Annotated in this window: 11 protein-coding genes; all 11 read right to left on the bottom strand. The window is 38.5% G+C overall.

Annotated elements, in window-relative coordinates; all coding sequences use genetic code 11:
- Positions 1-83: 83 nt before the first annotated feature.
- The 11 genes from N8A89_RS00975 to N8A89_RS00925 all read right to left on the bottom strand — a co-directional run bounded on the left by N8A89_RS00975 (position 84) and on the right by N8A89_RS00925 (position 17,325).
- The gene (locus N8A89_RS00975) at positions 84-338 is read right to left on the bottom strand and encodes a hypothetical protein (protein ID WP_281540576.1); all 255 of its coding nucleotides are present in this window, start codon (positions 336-338) and stop codon (positions 84-86) included.
- Between the two features lie 30 nt (positions 339-368).
- The gene (locus N8A89_RS00970) at positions 369-668 is read right to left on the bottom strand and encodes a hypothetical protein (RefSeq protein WP_289644725.1); all 300 of its coding nucleotides are present in this window, start codon (positions 666-668) and stop codon (positions 369-371) included.
- Between the two features lie 200 nt (positions 669-868).
- Positions 869-1,483 carry a GAP family protein gene (locus N8A89_RS00965; RefSeq protein ID WP_281540574.1) on the bottom strand — a complete coding sequence of 205 codons (615 nt, stop codon included), beginning with the start codon at positions 1,481-1,483 and terminating at the stop codon, positions 869-871.
- A gap of 154 nt (positions 1,484-1,637) precedes the next feature.
- A complete protein-coding gene (locus tag N8A89_RS00960) occupies positions 1,638-3,029 on the bottom strand; it encodes an alpha/beta fold hydrolase (protein WP_281540573.1) in 1,392 nt (463 codons plus the stop codon).
- A 234-nt stretch (positions 3,030-3,263) separates the two neighbouring features.
- Complete coding sequence (locus N8A89_RS00955; RefSeq protein ID WP_289644724.1) at positions 3,264-5,663, bottom strand: TonB-dependent receptor; 2,400 nt, start codon at positions 5,661-5,663, stop codon at positions 3,264-3,266.
- Positions 5,664-5,864: 201 nt separating this feature from the next.
- On the bottom strand, positions 5,865-6,785 hold the full coding sequence (locus tag N8A89_RS00950) for a hypothetical protein (protein WP_281540570.1): 921 nt from the start codon (positions 6,783-6,785) through the stop codon (positions 5,865-5,867).
- Positions 6,786-7,017: 232 nt separating this feature from the next.
- Positions 7,018-8,226, bottom strand: coding sequence for a PIN-like domain-containing protein (locus N8A89_RS00945; RefSeq protein ID WP_289644723.1), 1,209 nt, complete (start codon positions 8,224-8,226; stop codon positions 7,018-7,020).
- A gap of 206 nt (positions 8,227-8,432) precedes the next feature.
- Positions 8,433-13,616: an MBG domain-containing protein gene (locus tag N8A89_RS00940; protein ID WP_289644722.1), complete on the bottom strand. Its 5,184-nt coding sequence runs from the start codon at positions 13,614-13,616 to the stop codon at positions 8,433-8,435.
- Positions 13,617-13,885: 269 nt separating this feature from the next.
- Complete coding sequence (locus N8A89_RS00935; protein ID WP_281540566.1) at positions 13,886-14,491, bottom strand: HD domain-containing protein; 606 nt, start codon at positions 14,489-14,491, stop codon at positions 13,886-13,888.
- 210 nt (positions 14,492-14,701) lie between these two features.
- Positions 14,702-16,666 carry an adenylate/guanylate cyclase domain-containing protein gene (locus N8A89_RS00930; RefSeq protein ID WP_281540565.1) on the bottom strand — a complete coding sequence of 655 codons (1,965 nt, stop codon included), beginning with the start codon at positions 16,664-16,666 and terminating at the stop codon, positions 14,702-14,704.
- A 239-nt stretch (positions 16,667-16,905) separates the two neighbouring features.
- The gene (locus N8A89_RS00925; RefSeq protein WP_281540564.1) at positions 16,906-17,325 is read right to left on the bottom strand and encodes a DUF2141 domain-containing protein; all 420 of its coding nucleotides are present in this window, start codon (positions 17,323-17,325) and stop codon (positions 16,906-16,908) included.
- Positions 17,326-17,474 lie beyond the last annotated feature (149 nt).

Below are 17,474 nucleotides of genomic sequence, written 5' to 3'. Positions count from 1 at the left end.
CTGGAAGTTTTTATGAGCAGTAGGGATACACCTTTCGATTTTGTTATGAGTTGAAACAAGAATAGATGTTTGTAAAATAAATTTTATTCCGGTCTAGGTTTACCTGCGTAAACGTAATAAACAAGGTCCGAGTTTGGGTCGAGAAATCTTAAAATCTTCAATTTTACCAATCTTAGTTCAAAGTCCTTTTCGTCATATGTTTCCAGTAATAAAGTGGCATATCGTGAACGGGTTATTTCCTGACCTTGATTTATAATCTCCGAAGCTTTTTGATTCATAAGAAAATTCTTTGAATTGTCCATATTCAGGTGTTCTTGTCCAATTAGGGCACTTTCCATAGTTGGCATGACTTTATTTGCAGCCTCTAATTAACCTTTAAGGGACCCCTTCAAATCATAGGTAATGTCTAACTTTAAGTTGTCGTCCTCACTAATCTTTTTAAGTAATTCTACATAGTTACTGTAATCAGTGTTTTTAATAATGCCTGTTGAAATAAGATGGTTTTCAAAATCTGAAAGCGCTTGAGTCAGTTTTATGTAGTATTCGGGATTTTTATCTTTAAATAACGCTTCAAAGGCTACTTCATATTTGTTCGTTGTCATTTGGCTATACGTTTTCGTTGGTAAGATTAAATTGAAGAGTAGCGCTAGGATTAATAGATGTTTCATAAGTATAAAGTGCTTCTTTAGGTAACGTATTCAGCAGAAAGATGCTGATTTTTATCACCAATACGAAACTAACTTTTTACATCTTTTCAATTTAAGGGCCAAACGAGAAATTATCTGGTATTTGGCAAGCTAGGTATAATCTTTCGCTTTTGGTAATTACTATTCGCGCTTTAAATACCTTGTCGCCAAAAGAACTTGTACTAAATCAACAGGAATATAAAAAACGTGAAAACGATGATGTTTATAATATAGCCGTGCGTATTTAGCCAGCGGTTCACTTTTTCCAAATACTGAGACCCATTTGAGCCTAGAGAAAAATAGATTATTAGAGGTAAAAATGAGATGAATAAAACAGCACCAAAAAAAGGCCACGCCTCTAAAAAAGAACTGGACGCACTGTTCAAAATACTTCCAATGGAAAAAGTGACTGCGATGTCTGTCGGCATAAAGGCAATTAAACATAGACCGATCATGAAAATTTTTCCTAAAGAAGCGGTTGCAATTCCTTGCATCCATTTGGGTGGTGCTGTTACCTGATGACGTTTTAACAGGGAGCGGATTATTAAGACAATGAACAGTATGATTAAAAAGTATTTCAACATCGGTACACCGGCAAAGGAAGCCATGTGCAAATCCGTTCGCTGTATAATTGAATAATACATATATGTCGTCAGTATCAGCGTTAAAATTATCGCGGTAATGTAAATCAAAGAACTTTTGATGGGGTCTTTTCGGGTAATCAATAACATCCCTACCAAAATTTGGGGCCCTAACATTACCGATAATGCGAGTGGTAAGATTGCAACATCTGCCATATTAAATCTCTATATCGTTTTTTTATATTTACTTTTTCTGTCCAAAGCTAAATCCCCTCCCGATAGCTATTGGGATTAGCGACTTCATAAATATACACAGACCTTTCGGTATTGCCCTAGAGTCAGCATTTCGTTTCGGTTTTGTTAGCATTTTTTATTGAGATGGTTTGGCTAAGTTCCATTCAATAGGCTGTCTTATTGAGCTACAAACTAAATCAGGTTTATCGTAAGGATTGTTAAGAAAATCTTCGGTAATTTGAAGGAAACAAGGATTGAACAAATCATGACTTTCATCTGGGAAAACGACGCCATAACCATTTTTTAAATGTACTAAAGCTTCGTTGGTATTTCTAGTTGTAGTGACTGGGTCTAAACTGCCCGAAGCCATCAATGTAGGAATTTCTGAAATCACGGGTTGGTTTTCAAGAACCGGCGCCCTAAATGGATGCCAGTCGGATAGCGAGTTAAAACCTTCAAAGGTCATAATGTCAAATCCTAGCTCGGATTTTTCCTGAGCATTAATTACTTCAAGACTATCGATAAAGGGCAGTTCATCATAGGCCATGACCGAATTGTTCATGGGCCAATTAACGAAATTGTAAATGAATTCAACACGTTGCAAAGCACTCTCTATGGGCTCCGATTTACCTTTCTCCATCGCTTCAATAAGTTCAGGGATATATCCTATTGAATAGCGACTGTAAAGTGACTGGTGTAGTAATAGTAAAGCATCTCGACGGTTCAGAACAAAAGATTGTGAATTGTAGTTTAAATGTAAAGGTTCCGACTCTAACCTTTTTAGAGTTTTTAATAAACGAGTTTTAAGAGAAGGATAGCTACTATTACATTTCTCATTTTGTTCACAACGTCTTAGGACTTCAAAAAGGGATTTTTCAAAATCGATAATCGTTTCAGATAATTGAGATTCTGGAGCAAAAACGCCTACAAAGATTGAGCTACGGACACTATTTGGAAAATCACGCATGATAGTTAACCCCAACCTTGAACCATAGGAAGCTCCATATAGATTCCATTGTTCATACCCCAATTCTTTACGTAAGTCCTCAAAATCGGTAGCATTTTCTTGGCTGGTATATCCAGCCAAATCAACTCCTTTTTGACTGAGTGCGTTCCTACATTGGTTAAAGATTGAGTCCAATGCCCATAATTCTTCTTTAGGGCCTAAGTCTTGTCTCGCAATAGCAAAGATGGCTTTACCCATATCAACGCAATTTGCTTCCGATGCACCTGTTCCGCGTTGATCCATCAGTACAATATCCCTGTCTTTCCGGAGAGGGTGATTTTTCCAAGACTCCTCCATTATTAAGGTGGAAGCTCCTGGGCCGCCCTGTAGATATAGAATTGGAGATTTCAACGGATCGGCTTTTTTTGCCTTAAGCACTTTATACACCAATTTAAGCGTTCGAGAATCGGAATTTAGTCGGTTTTCAGGGACTTCCAGAATACCATCTATAACTTCATATGGTGGGGCTGTATTACATCCATGAAAGAGAACTACTAAAAATAAAACTGTCCACGAACGCATACTTCTATATTTTAGTTAAAGTGACTATTAGAGGTTCTGTCAAAACTGGATTTATTGAATATTGAAATATAAAAAATGCTAAGCGTTAAGCAATGAACAGAACGATAGCAAATTAGCGTTTGTTTTAAACCACGCACATAGCTAGAACTTTTAGTTTTATGTTCAGTTTTATCTATCACCTAAGCCTCCACTTTACTTTAAAAATGAACTATTTCAGAGTTCTTAAAAAGTAAATCAATTTATGATTTCGTTTTTATCATATTGATTACCCTGTTTAGTCTTTGACTTGGGATCAAAACGATAACTTAAGGATAAATTGATTTGACGCACTCTATTTTGCAACTCTAAATCCCGTGTAAAATCACTTCCGAAACTGGTGACCCTTCTAATATTGGAGTTGAGCACATCTACAACGTTCAACGTAATGGCCCCATTACCTTTAAAGATATCATAGTTTAGACCCATGTTCATGGCGTAAATACCTTTTCTGCGATATTGTCCCGTTTCAATAGGACCTCTATAATTATTTTGCCATTGTACTTTCAGTTTTTTAGATAAATTGACCGTGTGGTTTAAACGCCCATAGATCAAAACCCCTGTCCCATCAAAACTGGCACCTCTTACGTTACCTTTTTGGTTAAAGCCGTTAAACGTACTTTCAAAATAGATATCCCACCAATTTGCAGGTTTGTAGGACACGCCCAACTCAAGTCCGTAAGCGGTGTAGGTCCCGATATTGGTCAAGGTAGAAGCAAACACTTCCCGTTCCTCTTCATTGATCGTAATCGTTCTCTTTTCTACAAAAAATTCAACTTCATCTTCGGTATTTCTAAAATACAATGTTGGTGTTAAGGTTAAGGAATTTGAAATTTTATAGGAGTAGCCTAGTTCGCTACTAAACGTATAGGATGGGTTGATATCCGGGTCACCAACGAAAATGTTTCTTTCGTCCGTATAACTTGAAAATGGCAAATAAATAAAACCTGACGGCCTTAAAATGCGCCGTGTAAACGAAAGTCGATATTCTTCTTCTTCGTTTGGGTTATAGTTTATAAAAGCTGAAGGAAACCAGTCCGTAAAATTTTTATCCACTACAACCGTATTGTTTGCATCGTTCAATGCTATATCGGTAAGTTCTGAACGTAAAGACAATTGATAGGCTATTTTTTCATACTTTTTCCCCAACTGAACATAGAAACTGTGGATGTTTTCTCGGAACGTAGTGCTATTGGTAAATTCGGGAATGGGAACAAATTCACTTCCCGTGCCGGTTACGACTTCAAAATCGTTCGTTATATCTTTAAAAGACCCTAGATAGCCAAGTTCTAGTTTTTGATTTTTATTAAGTGGAAGCTCATAATCTACGGAGAGCAGAAACCGCTGATTGTCCTCGGAACTAAAGGTTCTATCGGTATTTAAGAATGTCATCTCTGGAAATGTTTCGTTCTCCGTAATTTCAGAATTTTCCGTACTCTGGATAAACTGACCGTCGGCCCCAATTTTTAGAACTTGACCAAGCGTATCCAGTTCTATGGAATAGTTGATTTCGCCTTGTAAAAAATCGTTCTTTTCGTTCTCATCCTCTAGGCGTTCAGAACTTGCTAACAACTGGGTATTCTCAAAGTCGTTGTAAAAAGTAGCATTGTCATTATTTGCATTGGCCCTGCGGTAGGTGAAAGACCCCGACATATTCTGATTCTTCCGAATATCATGAGCGCCTCCAATGTTCACTAGGCCGTACAACTGTTTTCGGATGCGTTCGGAATTTTGGGAGGTGCGATCGGGAGTCGTCTCAAAGTTTTGCAACTCCACGCTATTTTTACCTTTGGGTTCGGAATAACCCACACCGGAGTTAATATACCAACTGCTTTTATCGTTCGCCCCATTGATATTGATATTACTTCCCGCATTTAAACGATGTCCTCCAAAAATTTCGACACTACCATTAAAGCCTTTGGCTTTTCCTTTTTTTAAAACAATGTTAAGTATCCCGGCCGAACCTTGGGCAACATATTTCCCGCTGGGGTTCGTAATTACCTCAATTTTATCGATACTACTGGCAGGTATGGACCTTAGAAGATCGGTAGAAGCGGTTAGGCCACTTGGTTTACCGTTAAGAAGTACGATGATATCGGCACTTCCCCGTAAGCTTAAAGCACCGTTAGCATCAATTTGTACGGAGGGCACATTTTGAATTACGTCGGAGAGCGTTCCCCCTTTTGAAAATAGATCCCCCGATACCTTATATTCTTTCTTATCCAGATTGAGTTTATAGGGGCTATTTCTGTTTTTGACAACAACCTCGTCCAAGGCAACCGTTTTCAAAAGTATAGCTCCCAAATCATAGGTTTCACCTGCACTGGTAAGGTCTATGGAACTTGTGGTGGATTGAAGACCTACAACGGTAATTTCTAAGGTATACCTATCCTTTTCTAATGAAATGGAGAAACTACCATCTTCTTCACTTAAAACCCCAAAAACCGTATCTGCCGAGGTGTCGCTTTTAAAAACGACACTGGCATACGGGACAGCTGAATTAAATTCGTCCACTATTTTCCCTTTGGTACTAATTTCTTGTGCATGTGTGGTTGATAAAGCCGTTATGAAAATACAGACGACAAGAAATATTTTCATAAAAGGTTATTCTTTAAGGGAAGAAAACTAAAGATACTAAAGGCTATTCTTTTAGACGCATTTTATTTATAGCAGCAGGTGATAGGTGGTAACCCGGAAAAAGGGAAATCCAAAAGATTTGGTGGACTTAGCGAACATGCCAACGCCTTTAAATTTAATTTTTTATACCCTATTTGCATTAGCATTTTTAGCCACTTCGCTTTATCTAAATTCAGTATCAATTTCATCAACCATATCAAATAACTCTTGAGAATTTTGGCGTAGAGATTGAATAAAAATTCTTAATTCATTTTCATCGCTGATTTTATTTTGAATTAGAGTCTTCTCAAGTCTTTTTAAAATATATTCAATTAAATTTAAAGTATCTTCCAGTCCTTGTAAAGCACTAGTTCTAAAGTATCTTTTCGTTACTTCTGCTTTAATATTATCAATTGTTTCCTTAACTATTTTGAAATTCATATCAACGACTGGATAATTTCCGTATGCGTGCTCGAATAATTTAGATATATGATAATCATATGTACTAGGAATTTTGCTTCTGATTTTATCTCCTTTGAATTTCTTTTTATGTTCTTTAAATTCATTAGTTAGTTCATTCATTGTATCTGTAAGAATAACATTTAATAACCTGGATTGAGATTCAATACATTTTAAAAGATCTATTTTTTCAAATTTGGATTTATCTCCAGATTTTGGAAAATAAGAGGCAAGTGTAAAACCTACTTTTGAGATTGAGTATCTGCCAATCATATGAAATGATTTGTCGTTTCCTCTTTTGGATGGGTGTCCAATGGAATCATTACGATGTTCTCTAATTTTATATAAATCTGGATATTCAGTTTCCCAGTCAATTGTTTTATCAAACAAGGCAGACAATAAATTTTTTAAGGCATCTTGTTGTAGATTAATTGCTTGTAAAACACCATAAATGTAAAGATATCCGCCATCATTAGGACCAAATTCATCCAAATTCAAATAATGAGTAATAGCTTTGTGTGTATCATCGAAGGTATCCAATGAAGCCCAAATTTTATTCCACTTAACTCGATCTTGAAAAAGTAATTCTCTTTTCCAGGGATGATTAAGAATATCTCTTATTTCCTTTGTTAGTTCGGTTGTCATACGTGGTGGCTAACGGTTCGGCTGTGGCAAGTGTGGCAGGCACGTCGTCTGCCTCAGTACCAGGCGAGTTGCCGCGCTGGACTATTTCCGTTTGAGCCCTTGGCCAAAACTTTTTTATTTTTCTTGTCCAAAGCAAAATCCCAAAGATTTCGCGACGTCATAAAATTACGCAAACCTATCGTTAAAGCCCGAACCCTGTATTTTCTATAGGTTATGTTGTGTTAAGTACTTTTTACTCCTCGGTTTCATTTTGATTATTATTCACATCAGGAGGCTTTGGTATTCTATTCATCATATTTATTGCGTCAATGGTCGATTGAGGCATTTTAGGAATATTTTCCGTCATTTTAATAAAATCTAAAATAGATTTCGGTACAGTAGGAATATTTTGGGTCATCTTAACGAAATCTGCAATATTATTAGGAGTTTTAGGCAGGGTATCCAGTTGCCTTGCTAAGGCGTTCATTGATTTATATGCATTTTCATTTTTATAGTAGTTGTCTATCCAACCATATCTAGAAATTCTTTCATTGTTAATTATTGAATTTTCATAATCCTTTTCATCCTCTAATCTTACTTGTTTGACCTCTTTTATAGATTCTTCTTTTACTGATGAATTTAATTTTTCCTTAGCAAAGTTTAAAAAGGAATCAGCCTGATAAATTAAAATTCTAAAACCAGTTTTATCAAAAAATTCTTTAATAAGCTCTTCTCTTGGTCTTATGGTTTGACCCTTAAATTTGAGCCACCAGTCTTCTTTTCTGTCATCAGTTACGAATATAATTGTGCTTTTTACAGCCTTAGCCTTATCAATTAGTTGCTGCCATATTATTAAGTCTCCGTAAAGATGTCGGTCACCCTTGTTTTTTTTATTTGGAATATCTGAAAAACCTGGCGGTATTTTTTTGGCATACCTTGTTTTACCATTTTCATATATTTTCTGTAAATCTTCATCAGAATATTTTGGTCCAATCTTTTTTTCGAACAATTCAGTAACACTTGGAAGTATTTCGTCCGATTTTAGATATTCAGGATGTTTTTCAGACTGTTTTATCAATTCATTTTTTACTTTTTCTATTTTTTTTGAAAATTCTGTTTTAATCTTATCAACACTAATAAACGGATGTCTTTTAAAAACGTTTAATTCGCTCTCTAATTTTTGGAATAATTCGTCAAGTTTATCTCCAATTTCAGAATAGGTCTGTTCCTGTGATTTGATTACTGAAATTCGATTATTGTGGAATTCATAACCTGCTTGATATGGAAGCCATATCCTGTCTGAATAATCTTTTAAGGTTTTAAGAAAATCATTTTTTGTACTCTTGCTATATCTGTATAAATTTAATAGAGTGTTTGCGTCGAATGCAATTACAGATTCATTCCAGATGTCTTCTATTTCTTTCTCCTCGGGGGGATAAAAACCAAAAAATTCGTTTTTCATAAGGTTCTTTTCGTTTTAAAAACATCAGTTGTATGTAGTTACTAGTAACTATATTTCTTTTAGAGGCATATTACGAATATAAACCTTTGTAAGAAAAATAAGATAGTTTCAATAAGAAGGTTTATTATAGTTCCTATTTCCAAAAGTTATAGAGCAATAAAAGGCTTCCAAACAGGGAAGCCTTTTATTTTATTACATAATGCGCTCTAATCTTTTAATACTTTAAGATACGTGGAGGCGCCTTCATTGTCCAGTCGAAACAGAAATAGGCCCTTTTCAAATGACGTTAAATCTATCTCAATAGCTTGCCCCTCGGAAGGAGCAATGCTTCGGTACAGTAACTGTTGACCTACTTGGTTAAAAATACTTAATTCGGTATGCTGGTCACTCTTTTTAATGTTGAGGGTTACATAATTGGAAACCGGATTGGGGTATACCTTGGAAACCTGTTCCGTCACTACGGGCACATCGGTATACGCAGACATATCTACCGTTAGCGAGGTAGCACAGGGGTTGGCATTAGACCCATTTGCAGATTTGGATGCGCTATTACACCCATTTGTAACGACTTCCCATTGCAATCGTCTACCGTCCGTAAAAATCTCAAACGTATGTGTTCCGGGAAGGAATACTTCTGGCGGAGCGCCCACAAAATAGGCATTTCCTTTCAAGATATTCTTAGGGCCGTTCTCAATAAACACCGGTACGGATAAGTTGTTCGTGTATTCAAAAAGAAGCCTGGTGGTCACCTGCGGATGTTCCGGTAAACTGGCTGGAGATTTGCATAGATCTGAAGCTTTAATACGGTCGTTACAACCCACCACAGGCGATACGAACAAGGACCCCGGCAACTGGGAAATATCATAATTATCATACCCTTGTAGCGTGGTGACATCTACAGAAACGCTGTATTCTCCTGGTGCCAGGTTGCCGCTAACCACGTTTCCGTCCAAATCTTTTATTACAAAGGCGTTGAACTCCGGTGCAACATCGTTACAGACCAATCCGGTGACATTGGTTTCAAAATTAGTCGGTATTTGCGCTCCTTCCGTAATTATCTGGGTGCCCAAGGCAATTTGAAGCGGTACGGCAGTAATGGTAAGGTTGCCATCTTCATACGTGATGTTGTAATTACCCGGGTTTTCTACAGGTTCAATTTGTATGATATCGGTATCGGTACAACCATCCGAAGGCGTAAAACTAAAATCCCCAAAAATATCCACGACCACTTCGTCATAGGGTAATGTTGTGGGTAGCACACTAACCGTAAAACCTAGGGGTGCCGTTTGGCCATAATCAATTATGGCATCATTGGCGGTTAAGGTGATATCAAATTTATTTACGGTCAACAAACCTGTATTTTGATAGTTAATGGTGTAATTACTGCTGCTATTCTCTGATTGGGCGGAGATGGCATACGGTCCGTCCGTAGCATTGCAATTGGTACAATCTACTGTATAGATAAGCCCTTCAGGGAAAACACTTTCTGCGGTATCGTTCAGTTTTAACCCTTCAACGGTACCGGTGAAATCCGGCACTTCATCACCATAGGTGATTTCCGCATCTCCCGTGGTAACGGTCAAAGGAGCAGGAGTGATCTCAATAGTGTTAGGCGCGTATTTGATCTCAAAATTACTATCGATAAAGCCGCCGGGAATGATGTATTGTGTACCCACGTCCAAACCTGTAATCACATTAATTGGTTTAATATCTATGGGCGACTCACTCAGCGCATCCCCTTCATTTAAGATAACCAGGATGTTATCAAATGCATTAAAAATCTTCTCGGAGTCGGCATTGGGCAAGGGTTCTCCGTTCACCAAAGACAGGCCATTAACCAACGACAGGCCATTTACCAAAGATAAACCGTTCACCAAAGAGAGGCCATTGACCAGTGATATACCATTGACCAAGGATAGTCCATTGACCAACGAAAGGCCGTTGACCAATGACAGGCCGTTGACTAAGGAAAGACCGTTGGTGATGGTGGATAAATCTCCATTTTCTATGGAACTTTCTGCAAAAAGGTCGGCTCCAAAATTTACCAACCGTTCCGTTCCTGTTCCATTCACCAGGGATAAACCGTTTTCTAAAACCGTTTCGGATTGTGTTACCGTGCTTTGAGAGACAAAGAACGTTTTGTTCACTAGGGAGAGACCGTTAATGGTAGGCTCATCGTTAACCAAGGAAATCCCATTTACAAGGGAAAGTCCGTTTACCAACGATAACCCGTTGACTAGTGAAAGTCCATTTAGATGGTTGGCGGCAAAAGTATTGGCCACTTCATTATCCACAACCACATCAGCTTCCCCGGTTTCTCCAAAAATATAATCGAAGGTTATTTCCGGTAAGGGGTCTCCATAAACTATGGGTCCTAAGGCTTGAGGCTTAATGGTAACGGTCATCGGTATTACATTGATGACCCCGGGCTCCGTGGTAAAATTGTATAATTCCGTTAACCCTACATTAATGTCGGATAATTCAAGAGCAACGGCATATTGACCGGTATTTGAATTGGCCACTGCATTGGTGCTAAGTGTCACGGAAGGCAGCAATAACTCCAAAAGCTCAGGAGGTAACGGATTCTCCGTTTCCCCAACTAGGGTGGTGAACGTTAATTCCGGATTTTGTTCACCATAACGTCTTTCCAAGAAATCACCTTTGATCAGCACCTCTGTAATGGGAATATCCTGAAAGGTCACCGTATTGGACGTGCCGCCATCCGTACCGTTCGTTAATGGTCCCGGAGGGGTGAATACATAAATGGGTGGATTTCCAATAAATTCCGGTATGGTGGCGACCAAAGTCGCTTGGTCAATAAAAGTAGTCTCCAATTCTTCACCCCTAAAAATAACTACGGAATTTTCATCAAAAGAGTTCCCTTCCAGAATAAGGTCAAACGGAACTTCACCGGGACTGGACACAGCGGTATCCAGATTCTCCAGATTAAAGCGAATTAAATTTGGCGAAGGATTTGAAAATGCGCCTATGGTCTGATCGGCGGACACGAATCCATTCCCATTGATCAAATCGAATCCTGCCGGACCCATATCGATACTATTGTTCAATATGAGGTTCCTGGTTTCCAACGAGGCATCTGAATTGGAAGGGTCTATGAATTTCTGTTTGGCCTCGATTACCAATGCCGCTAGGCCTGCCGCATGCGGTGCCGATGCCGAGGTCCCGAAAAAGTTGGGGAAAGAATTGTTATCATAATCCGGAGCTCCAAAGTTCACCGAGGTGTCGCCACCTGTCGGGGCCATAATATCCGGTTTGTCCCTTCTCGTTCCTTCCGTAAGCGTTCCTCCTCTGGAAGAGGATTGCTGTGCTACCAAATTACCGCCATAGGCAGGCGTATTATCATAGCGTACCGCACCTACGGTAATGGAACCTTCCGCATTGGCATGACCTACCACGGTAGAACCGTTAGCGGCGGGTTGTGCCTGAAAATTACCGGTATCCCCGGACCTAAATACCACATACTTAAAGGGTAATGGAGCGCCATTGCCAGCAGCTCTTTCAATAACGATATTGGTCGATGTTGGGTTAAGGACTATAAAAGGCATTATTTCTACGGGATCTGCTCCCAGATTGTTTCGGTTAAAACCATATAAAATATTCCCGTTGTCTTCCGCCAGATAGATGTCCAAATCATTAGCGGCTCCCGTATTGGACCCCAGAGAATAAAAGTCGTCGTCCCATTGTAACGCGACAATATACTGACCGGGTTCCAACTGTAAATTTTGTAAAGAATTTCCGCCACCAAAATCATGTCTTATGCTATTGGGTGCGGCGGATGGCGTAAAGTTGGATTCATAGGAGCGACTGCCAAAATTTCCCGCGGAGGAGAAATAGCTGACCCCTTGAGCGGTAGCGGCATTTACCGCATCCGCTACAATACCGTCTCTGTAGAAAGGTCCTTTCATATAGGTAAGGTCATCTACAATAATGTCACAGTTTTCAGCTACCAAATCGGCAATACCTGCCGCCATATTACCCTCGGAGACAAAACCCGTGGTAAAGTATAGTTCAGCTTCCGGTGCGACATCATGTAAAATCTGCAGCATCGCCCTACCTTCGTCGCTAGCAGTACCAAAGGGGTAATCTTGCAACACGTTTACGGCATTCGGGCCGCCAGGTAAATCTTCGTTCTCTATATCCCGTACCACGGCCGCACTATTTCCATTTTGAGGGCCATTTATACGGTCGTAACTATCGGATATCACCCCGATTTTAACGCCATTACCGGAAAGATTCCAGCCCAGTCTTGTGATGTCAGAATTTTGGGCTACATCCCCTTGGCTATCAATAAGTCCAGTATTGGGTATAGGCGGTGAAACTTCGTAAACCTGATTGATAATACTGGTATTTGGATTTAACGCGGTGAGTCCCGAGATAGGAAAAAATACGGTAATCACCCGTTCGTCATCCGAGGGATCATAGACATCCGTTATAAAATCGGTAGTATTAATCCCGAACGTACTTAGTAAGGAAACCGCCGCTGGGTATTGCCCTGCTGCCACAACTATTTCAATGAGTACGTCTCCGTTGGCATTTACATTATAGATGAATTCGTTCACCGGCTCGTTGGGATCATAATTGCCAGCTAAGGAGGTTAGGGCAGAGCCAATAAGCTCGCTTACTTTGGAATTGGGGGGATAACCGGGTAGAATGTCACAATTGACCAAAACACAGGCACAAACGGCATCCACTTCTTCCTGTGTGCTTGGTGAGCCCGGCAGCCCTGAGGAATTATTGCTAAAATAATAAATAACGCCGCTGGACCAAGAACCTGAATTATTGATATTTCCGTTGAGTGTTTTGGCACTACCCGTGCCGGACAGGCTACTTTTATTCAAGAAATTTCCATTGGTCAAATTAACACAGGCATTGTCCAAAATTATCTGTGCGTTGTTGATGATGTTACCATTTTTAATGAGAATAGCATTCGTCAACACAATTTGCCCGTCATTGTTTAAAATTCCAGGACCAATATCTATCTGACCCTTTGTTACCAAAAGCTTTCCACCTCTGTTGATGTTTATGTTGCTTACCGTTTTGAAAACAGCATCCTCCGAGATATTTAGAACACTATTGTTATTTAATTTGATGGGACTGTTGGAAGTGTAAAAAATATTGTGCTTAATGGTTATCTCACTATTGGAAACCGTAATATCAGGAAAGGGGTTTCTATTACATCCTCCGCCCACGCAGGTCCATGAATTTGGGTCTTCCCAATTATCCGATTGTCCGGTGGTCTCATAATCCTGACCAAATAGTATGCTTGAGGAGCATAATAAGGAGAGAAAAAAGAGAAAATGTATTTTTTTAAAATCTGTTGTACGAAGGAAGGTTCCCTTTTTCAAAAGGTGTAATAGTATAGTTCTCATATTCAATAGTTTGGTTAATGGTTGAACACATAAATTACATACCCTTTATAAGGGTATTTTGGTACTATATGAAATACGAGGGAATAATACTTAAATGTATAAAAAAATACGACTAAAACCCCTAAAAATCAGAATTTAAAGCCCGATACCGAGATTATCGATCAGTTCATGTATTTTATCGATAAAATAGGTAGTTTAAAGACAAGATGAATGTTCTTGAAATGAACTCCTTGTTTGTTTAGATGAGGTCGCTAGAACCCTTTTACTACCTAGCATTCCAAGGCTTCACGCTTTTCTTTTAGCTCCTCTAGTTTTTGCAGTTTTAGCGGTTTGCGATGTTCTTGAGCGAAAGGGGTGTGGTATTGGTGATTCTTAAGAAAATTTATTTGTAGGTCCAACCATTCTTCTTGGGTATTGACAACTTTATAATATTGAAATTCCTGATAAAGTCTTTCACTTAGAACGTCATAATCAGGTCTTCCCAAATAGTCCAAATCGGCATCCGCTAGAATTTGCTCATATAAATTTTTGGGATCCTGTGGGACTTTAGTAGCCCTGATCATACCATTTACAAGAAGTATCTCCTCTTGGTCTAGAATTGAAGGAAGCAGATGTGAAAGGGTCTTTATACTTCTTTCCTCATGATTCTTTGGTGATATAATATAACCAAAATCATGTCCCACCGCTGCTATACGGATTAATTTGGCATGATTCTCATCAATACCATAGCGCTCAATATAGTCATTGCATACGTTTGCTACATCAATAGTATGGGATACGGCATGATATGTTAAACTATCTGGAAGGCTTGTCTCCAAGGTAGATAGTAATTCCAAGCATAATCTAGGATATGCATTTTTGTTATGCAACTTCATCTACCACTGGGAATGAATGAGTTATGATACATTAGAATTAAAACAATAAATAATTCAAATTATTGTACAAGGTGATTTTAGCAGGCAAAAAGGTCTTTGCGTAATTCTTCTTTTTTGTTAAACATACTAAATATTTGATAAGTGCCATATAATCTTGAGAATGTTTAACAGGAAAAATCCTTAATTTATGAATTCTTTATCTAAATTCTTTCAAACAACTGGTTCCTGAACATCTTTACCTGCAAAGTACATTTTGAGCTTTTTTGAATTTTTGACCGAAATTATTCCCCTGTAGGTAAAGTCTATTTCATTCTTTAATATTTCATGCGTATTTTCTGAAATATTTATTTTCCCCGGAATGGAATTAGATTCCATACGAGCCGCAATGTTTACGGTATTTCCCCAAATATCATATTGAAATTTTTTGGTTCCTACCACTCCCGCCACAACAGGCCCCGTATTTAGGCCAATCCTAATTTGAAAGGGATAGATGCCTTCTGGAGGGTTTTTCAGGGTATCCTCAACGAATTTTAAGATTTCCTGGGCAGCATTGAATGCATCAAATGCATGCGTGGTATTTTCTGTAGGTAATCCACCAGCACACATGTAGGCATCACCAATGGTCTTAATTTTCTCTAGTCCATGACGCTGGGTAATCTCATCAAATTTTTTGAAGTAATAATCCACACTACGGACCAGGGCCTCTGCGGAAATTTCTTCAGCAATCACGGAAAATGCTTTGAAATCGGTGAAAAGTACCGTAATCTGTTTAAATTCTTTGGCCTTTACGCTCCCATGTAACTTCAATTCTTCCGCTGTTTCCTTTGGAAGTATGTTTAAAAGAATTTGTTCTGCCTTGTTCCGTTCCTGTGCTAACTTTTTATTGGATTTTTTCACGAAACGATATTGCATAATTGCGCCTAAGGCAATGGCGAAGAGTAGGGCTGCAACTGCATAAAAATACTTTTTAGAAATTGCCGCTCTTTCCAGACCAACTTCTTTCACCTTGTTTTCTGCGTTTAGCAATTCAATTTCTTTTTCTTTATTCTCTATGTCGAATTGAAATCTCAGGTTTCCAAGGGTAGCTTCGTAGTCATCATTTTTGATAGTATCCCTTACGGCGGAAAATTGTTTTTGAAAGTTAAAAGCATTTTGATAATCGCCAAGTTGGGCATGAACCTGCGCCAACCCTGCATAAATATCTCTTTTATCTCTAAATATTTTTGTAGATTCAGTTAACTTTAAGGCATTTTGATATTGGTCTAGGGCCTTAGAAGGTAAATTCTTCGACCTGTACATATCTGCTAATTTTATGTACGCTTTTGAGGCCTCCATTTTTGCGTCATTTGAAAGTGCAATTTCAATTGCATTCAAATAGTTTGTTTCGGCGATTTTTGGCTTACCCATATCCTCGTATGCTCTTCCTATCATGATGAGCACATTAGCAAAATCAGTATCGTTTTTATCAAAAAGTTCCATTGAATCCTCCAAGCCTTTAAGTGCAGCTTCTGGATTATTGGTATTAAGTTGTATTTCGGCAATATTAATAGCGGCGTAGGCCGCTCCGTGATAATAATCTATTTCTTCAAAGATTTCTTTGGACTTGTTATATGCTTCCAGTGCTTGCTCGTACGTTGCTTTTTCATTAGAATAAACACCCCCAATATTGAGATATGCCGTACTTATACGGAAAGGGTCTTTTATTTCTTCGGCAAGCCTAAGCGATTTCAGAAAGTAGGCCAAGGCAGTAGGATCATCCCCTTTGGTTTGATAAACGCTACCTAAATTATTTTGAAGGTTACTAATTCCTGTTTTAAATTCAATTTCTTTGAACAAGTCTAAGGATTTCTTCCACAAATCTATCAATTCCTTGTTCAACTCTCCTTTAAAGTATAAAAGTAGACCAAGATTTTTGTAACCATAGGCTTGGCCTTTGGTAAACTTTATAGCCTTGGCCATATCTATGGCTTTCTGTGCGTATTCTTTTGATTCTTCCGGTTCCGAACGTGCCAATAAGGTTGATATTTCTAAAAGGGCATTAACGATTGTGCTATCCCTCTTTTTTTGTTTTACTACGGTTTTGAGACTGTCTAGTTTCGGCTCTTGGGCGTCTAACTGAAGTGTAACAAAAAATGATTGTAGAAAAACAAAAATTGTTAATAGCGTACTTCTCATAAAGATGGAATTACTAGAATAATGCTGATTATTACTGGGGGGAGCTTAAAAGTAGTTAAAACCAGCAACACATTGATGTAGAATATAGTAAAAATACGCTTAGAGGATGTAGTGTTAGTATTTTTTGTATCAGGGAGATATATTTTAGAAGCATATTAGCATGCAAAAAAGGCTTCCAATGTGAAGCCTTTTTCAAATTTTGATTGATGTAATGTAATATACCTTTGCCGAGACCAGGACTAAAACCTAATTCTAAAATCCAAGTCCTCGTTGGCGACTTCAAACTTCGCCGCTTCAAAAGTTGGTGGTCCGTAAGATTCCATAGGTCCGGTCATTCCGTAACTTTCTTTCGGCATGCCGTTCGCTTCCATATCCATGCGCATGTTGTCGTTCTTGTCGTGCATGACCATCACTGCAAAAGTCCCTGGTTGTACGTTTTCAAATGTCAAGGTTACTTCGCCTTCTTTTGCCGGTACCATGGCACTGGCAACGCCCTGTCCTTTCATAAACGTGTCCATCGTATGCAGACCGCCCAATATGGTGCCACCGTCCGAGAGTACATTTTCTATGGTTACGGTAATGGTAACGCCATCATTTTCTTGAGCTGTGGCAAAAAGGCCGGTAAAAACTAATCCTAAAATAAGTGCAAATTTTCTCATCGTGTTTAAAGTTTTAATTGTTAATCGATGGTTCAAATATCTTGGTAAGCCCTCGCTTTTAAAAAAGTGAAATACCCAGTTGTCAATTTTTGAGTATGAATTGTAATGGAAATTTTCGGATTCATTTCAGTCCATAAATTCAACGGTTC

Source organism: Maribacter aestuarii (genome assembly GCF_027474845.2).
GTDB lineage: Bacteria > Bacteroidota > Bacteroidia > Flavobacteriales > Flavobacteriaceae > Maribacter > Maribacter aestuarii.
The sequence above is the reverse complement of the archived record's forward strand: the minus strand, read 5'-3'. Positions and strand labels throughout refer to the sequence as shown.

Excerpts from the sequence above, each read along its gene's own strand:
- N8A89_RS00960 (WP_281540573.1), bottom strand. The coding sequence starts at position 3,029 with ATGCGTTCGTGGACAGTTTTATTTTTAGTAGTTCTCTTTCATGGATGT.
- N8A89_RS00955 (WP_289644724.1), bottom strand. The coding sequence starts at position 5,663 with ATGAAAATATTTCTTGTCGTCTGTATTTTCATAACGGCTTTATCAACC.
- N8A89_RS00940 (WP_289644722.1), bottom strand. The coding sequence starts at position 13,616 with ATGAGAACTATACTATTACACCTTTTGAAAAAGGGAACCTTCCTTCGT.
- N8A89_RS00975 (WP_281540576.1), bottom strand. The coding sequence starts at position 338 with ATGGAAAGTGCCCTAATTGGACAAGAACACCTGAATATGGACAATTCA.
- N8A89_RS00925 (WP_281540564.1), bottom strand. The coding sequence starts at position 17,325 with ATGAGAAAATTTGCACTTATTTTAGGATTAGTTTTTACCGGCCTTTTT.
- N8A89_RS00945 (WP_289644723.1), bottom strand. The coding sequence starts at position 8,226 with ATGAAAAACGAATTTTTTGGTTTTTATCCCCCCGAGGAGAAAGAAATA.
- N8A89_RS00950 (WP_281540570.1), bottom strand. The coding sequence starts at position 6,785 with ATGACAACCGAACTAACAAAGGAAATAAGAGATATTCTTAATCATCCC.
- N8A89_RS00930 (WP_281540565.1), bottom strand. The coding sequence starts at position 16,666 with ATGAGAAGTACGCTATTAACAATTTTTGTTTTTCTACAATCATTTTTT.
- N8A89_RS00965 (WP_281540574.1), bottom strand. The coding sequence starts at position 1,483 with ATGGCAGATGTTGCAATCTTACCACTCGCATTATCGGTAATGTTAGGG.
- N8A89_RS00935 (WP_281540566.1), bottom strand. The coding sequence starts at position 14,491 with ATGAAGTTGCATAACAAAAATGCATATCCTAGATTATGCTTGGAATTA.
- N8A89_RS00970 (WP_289644725.1), bottom strand. The coding sequence starts at position 668 with ATGAAACATCTATTAATCCTAGCGCTACTCTTCAATTTAATCTTACCA.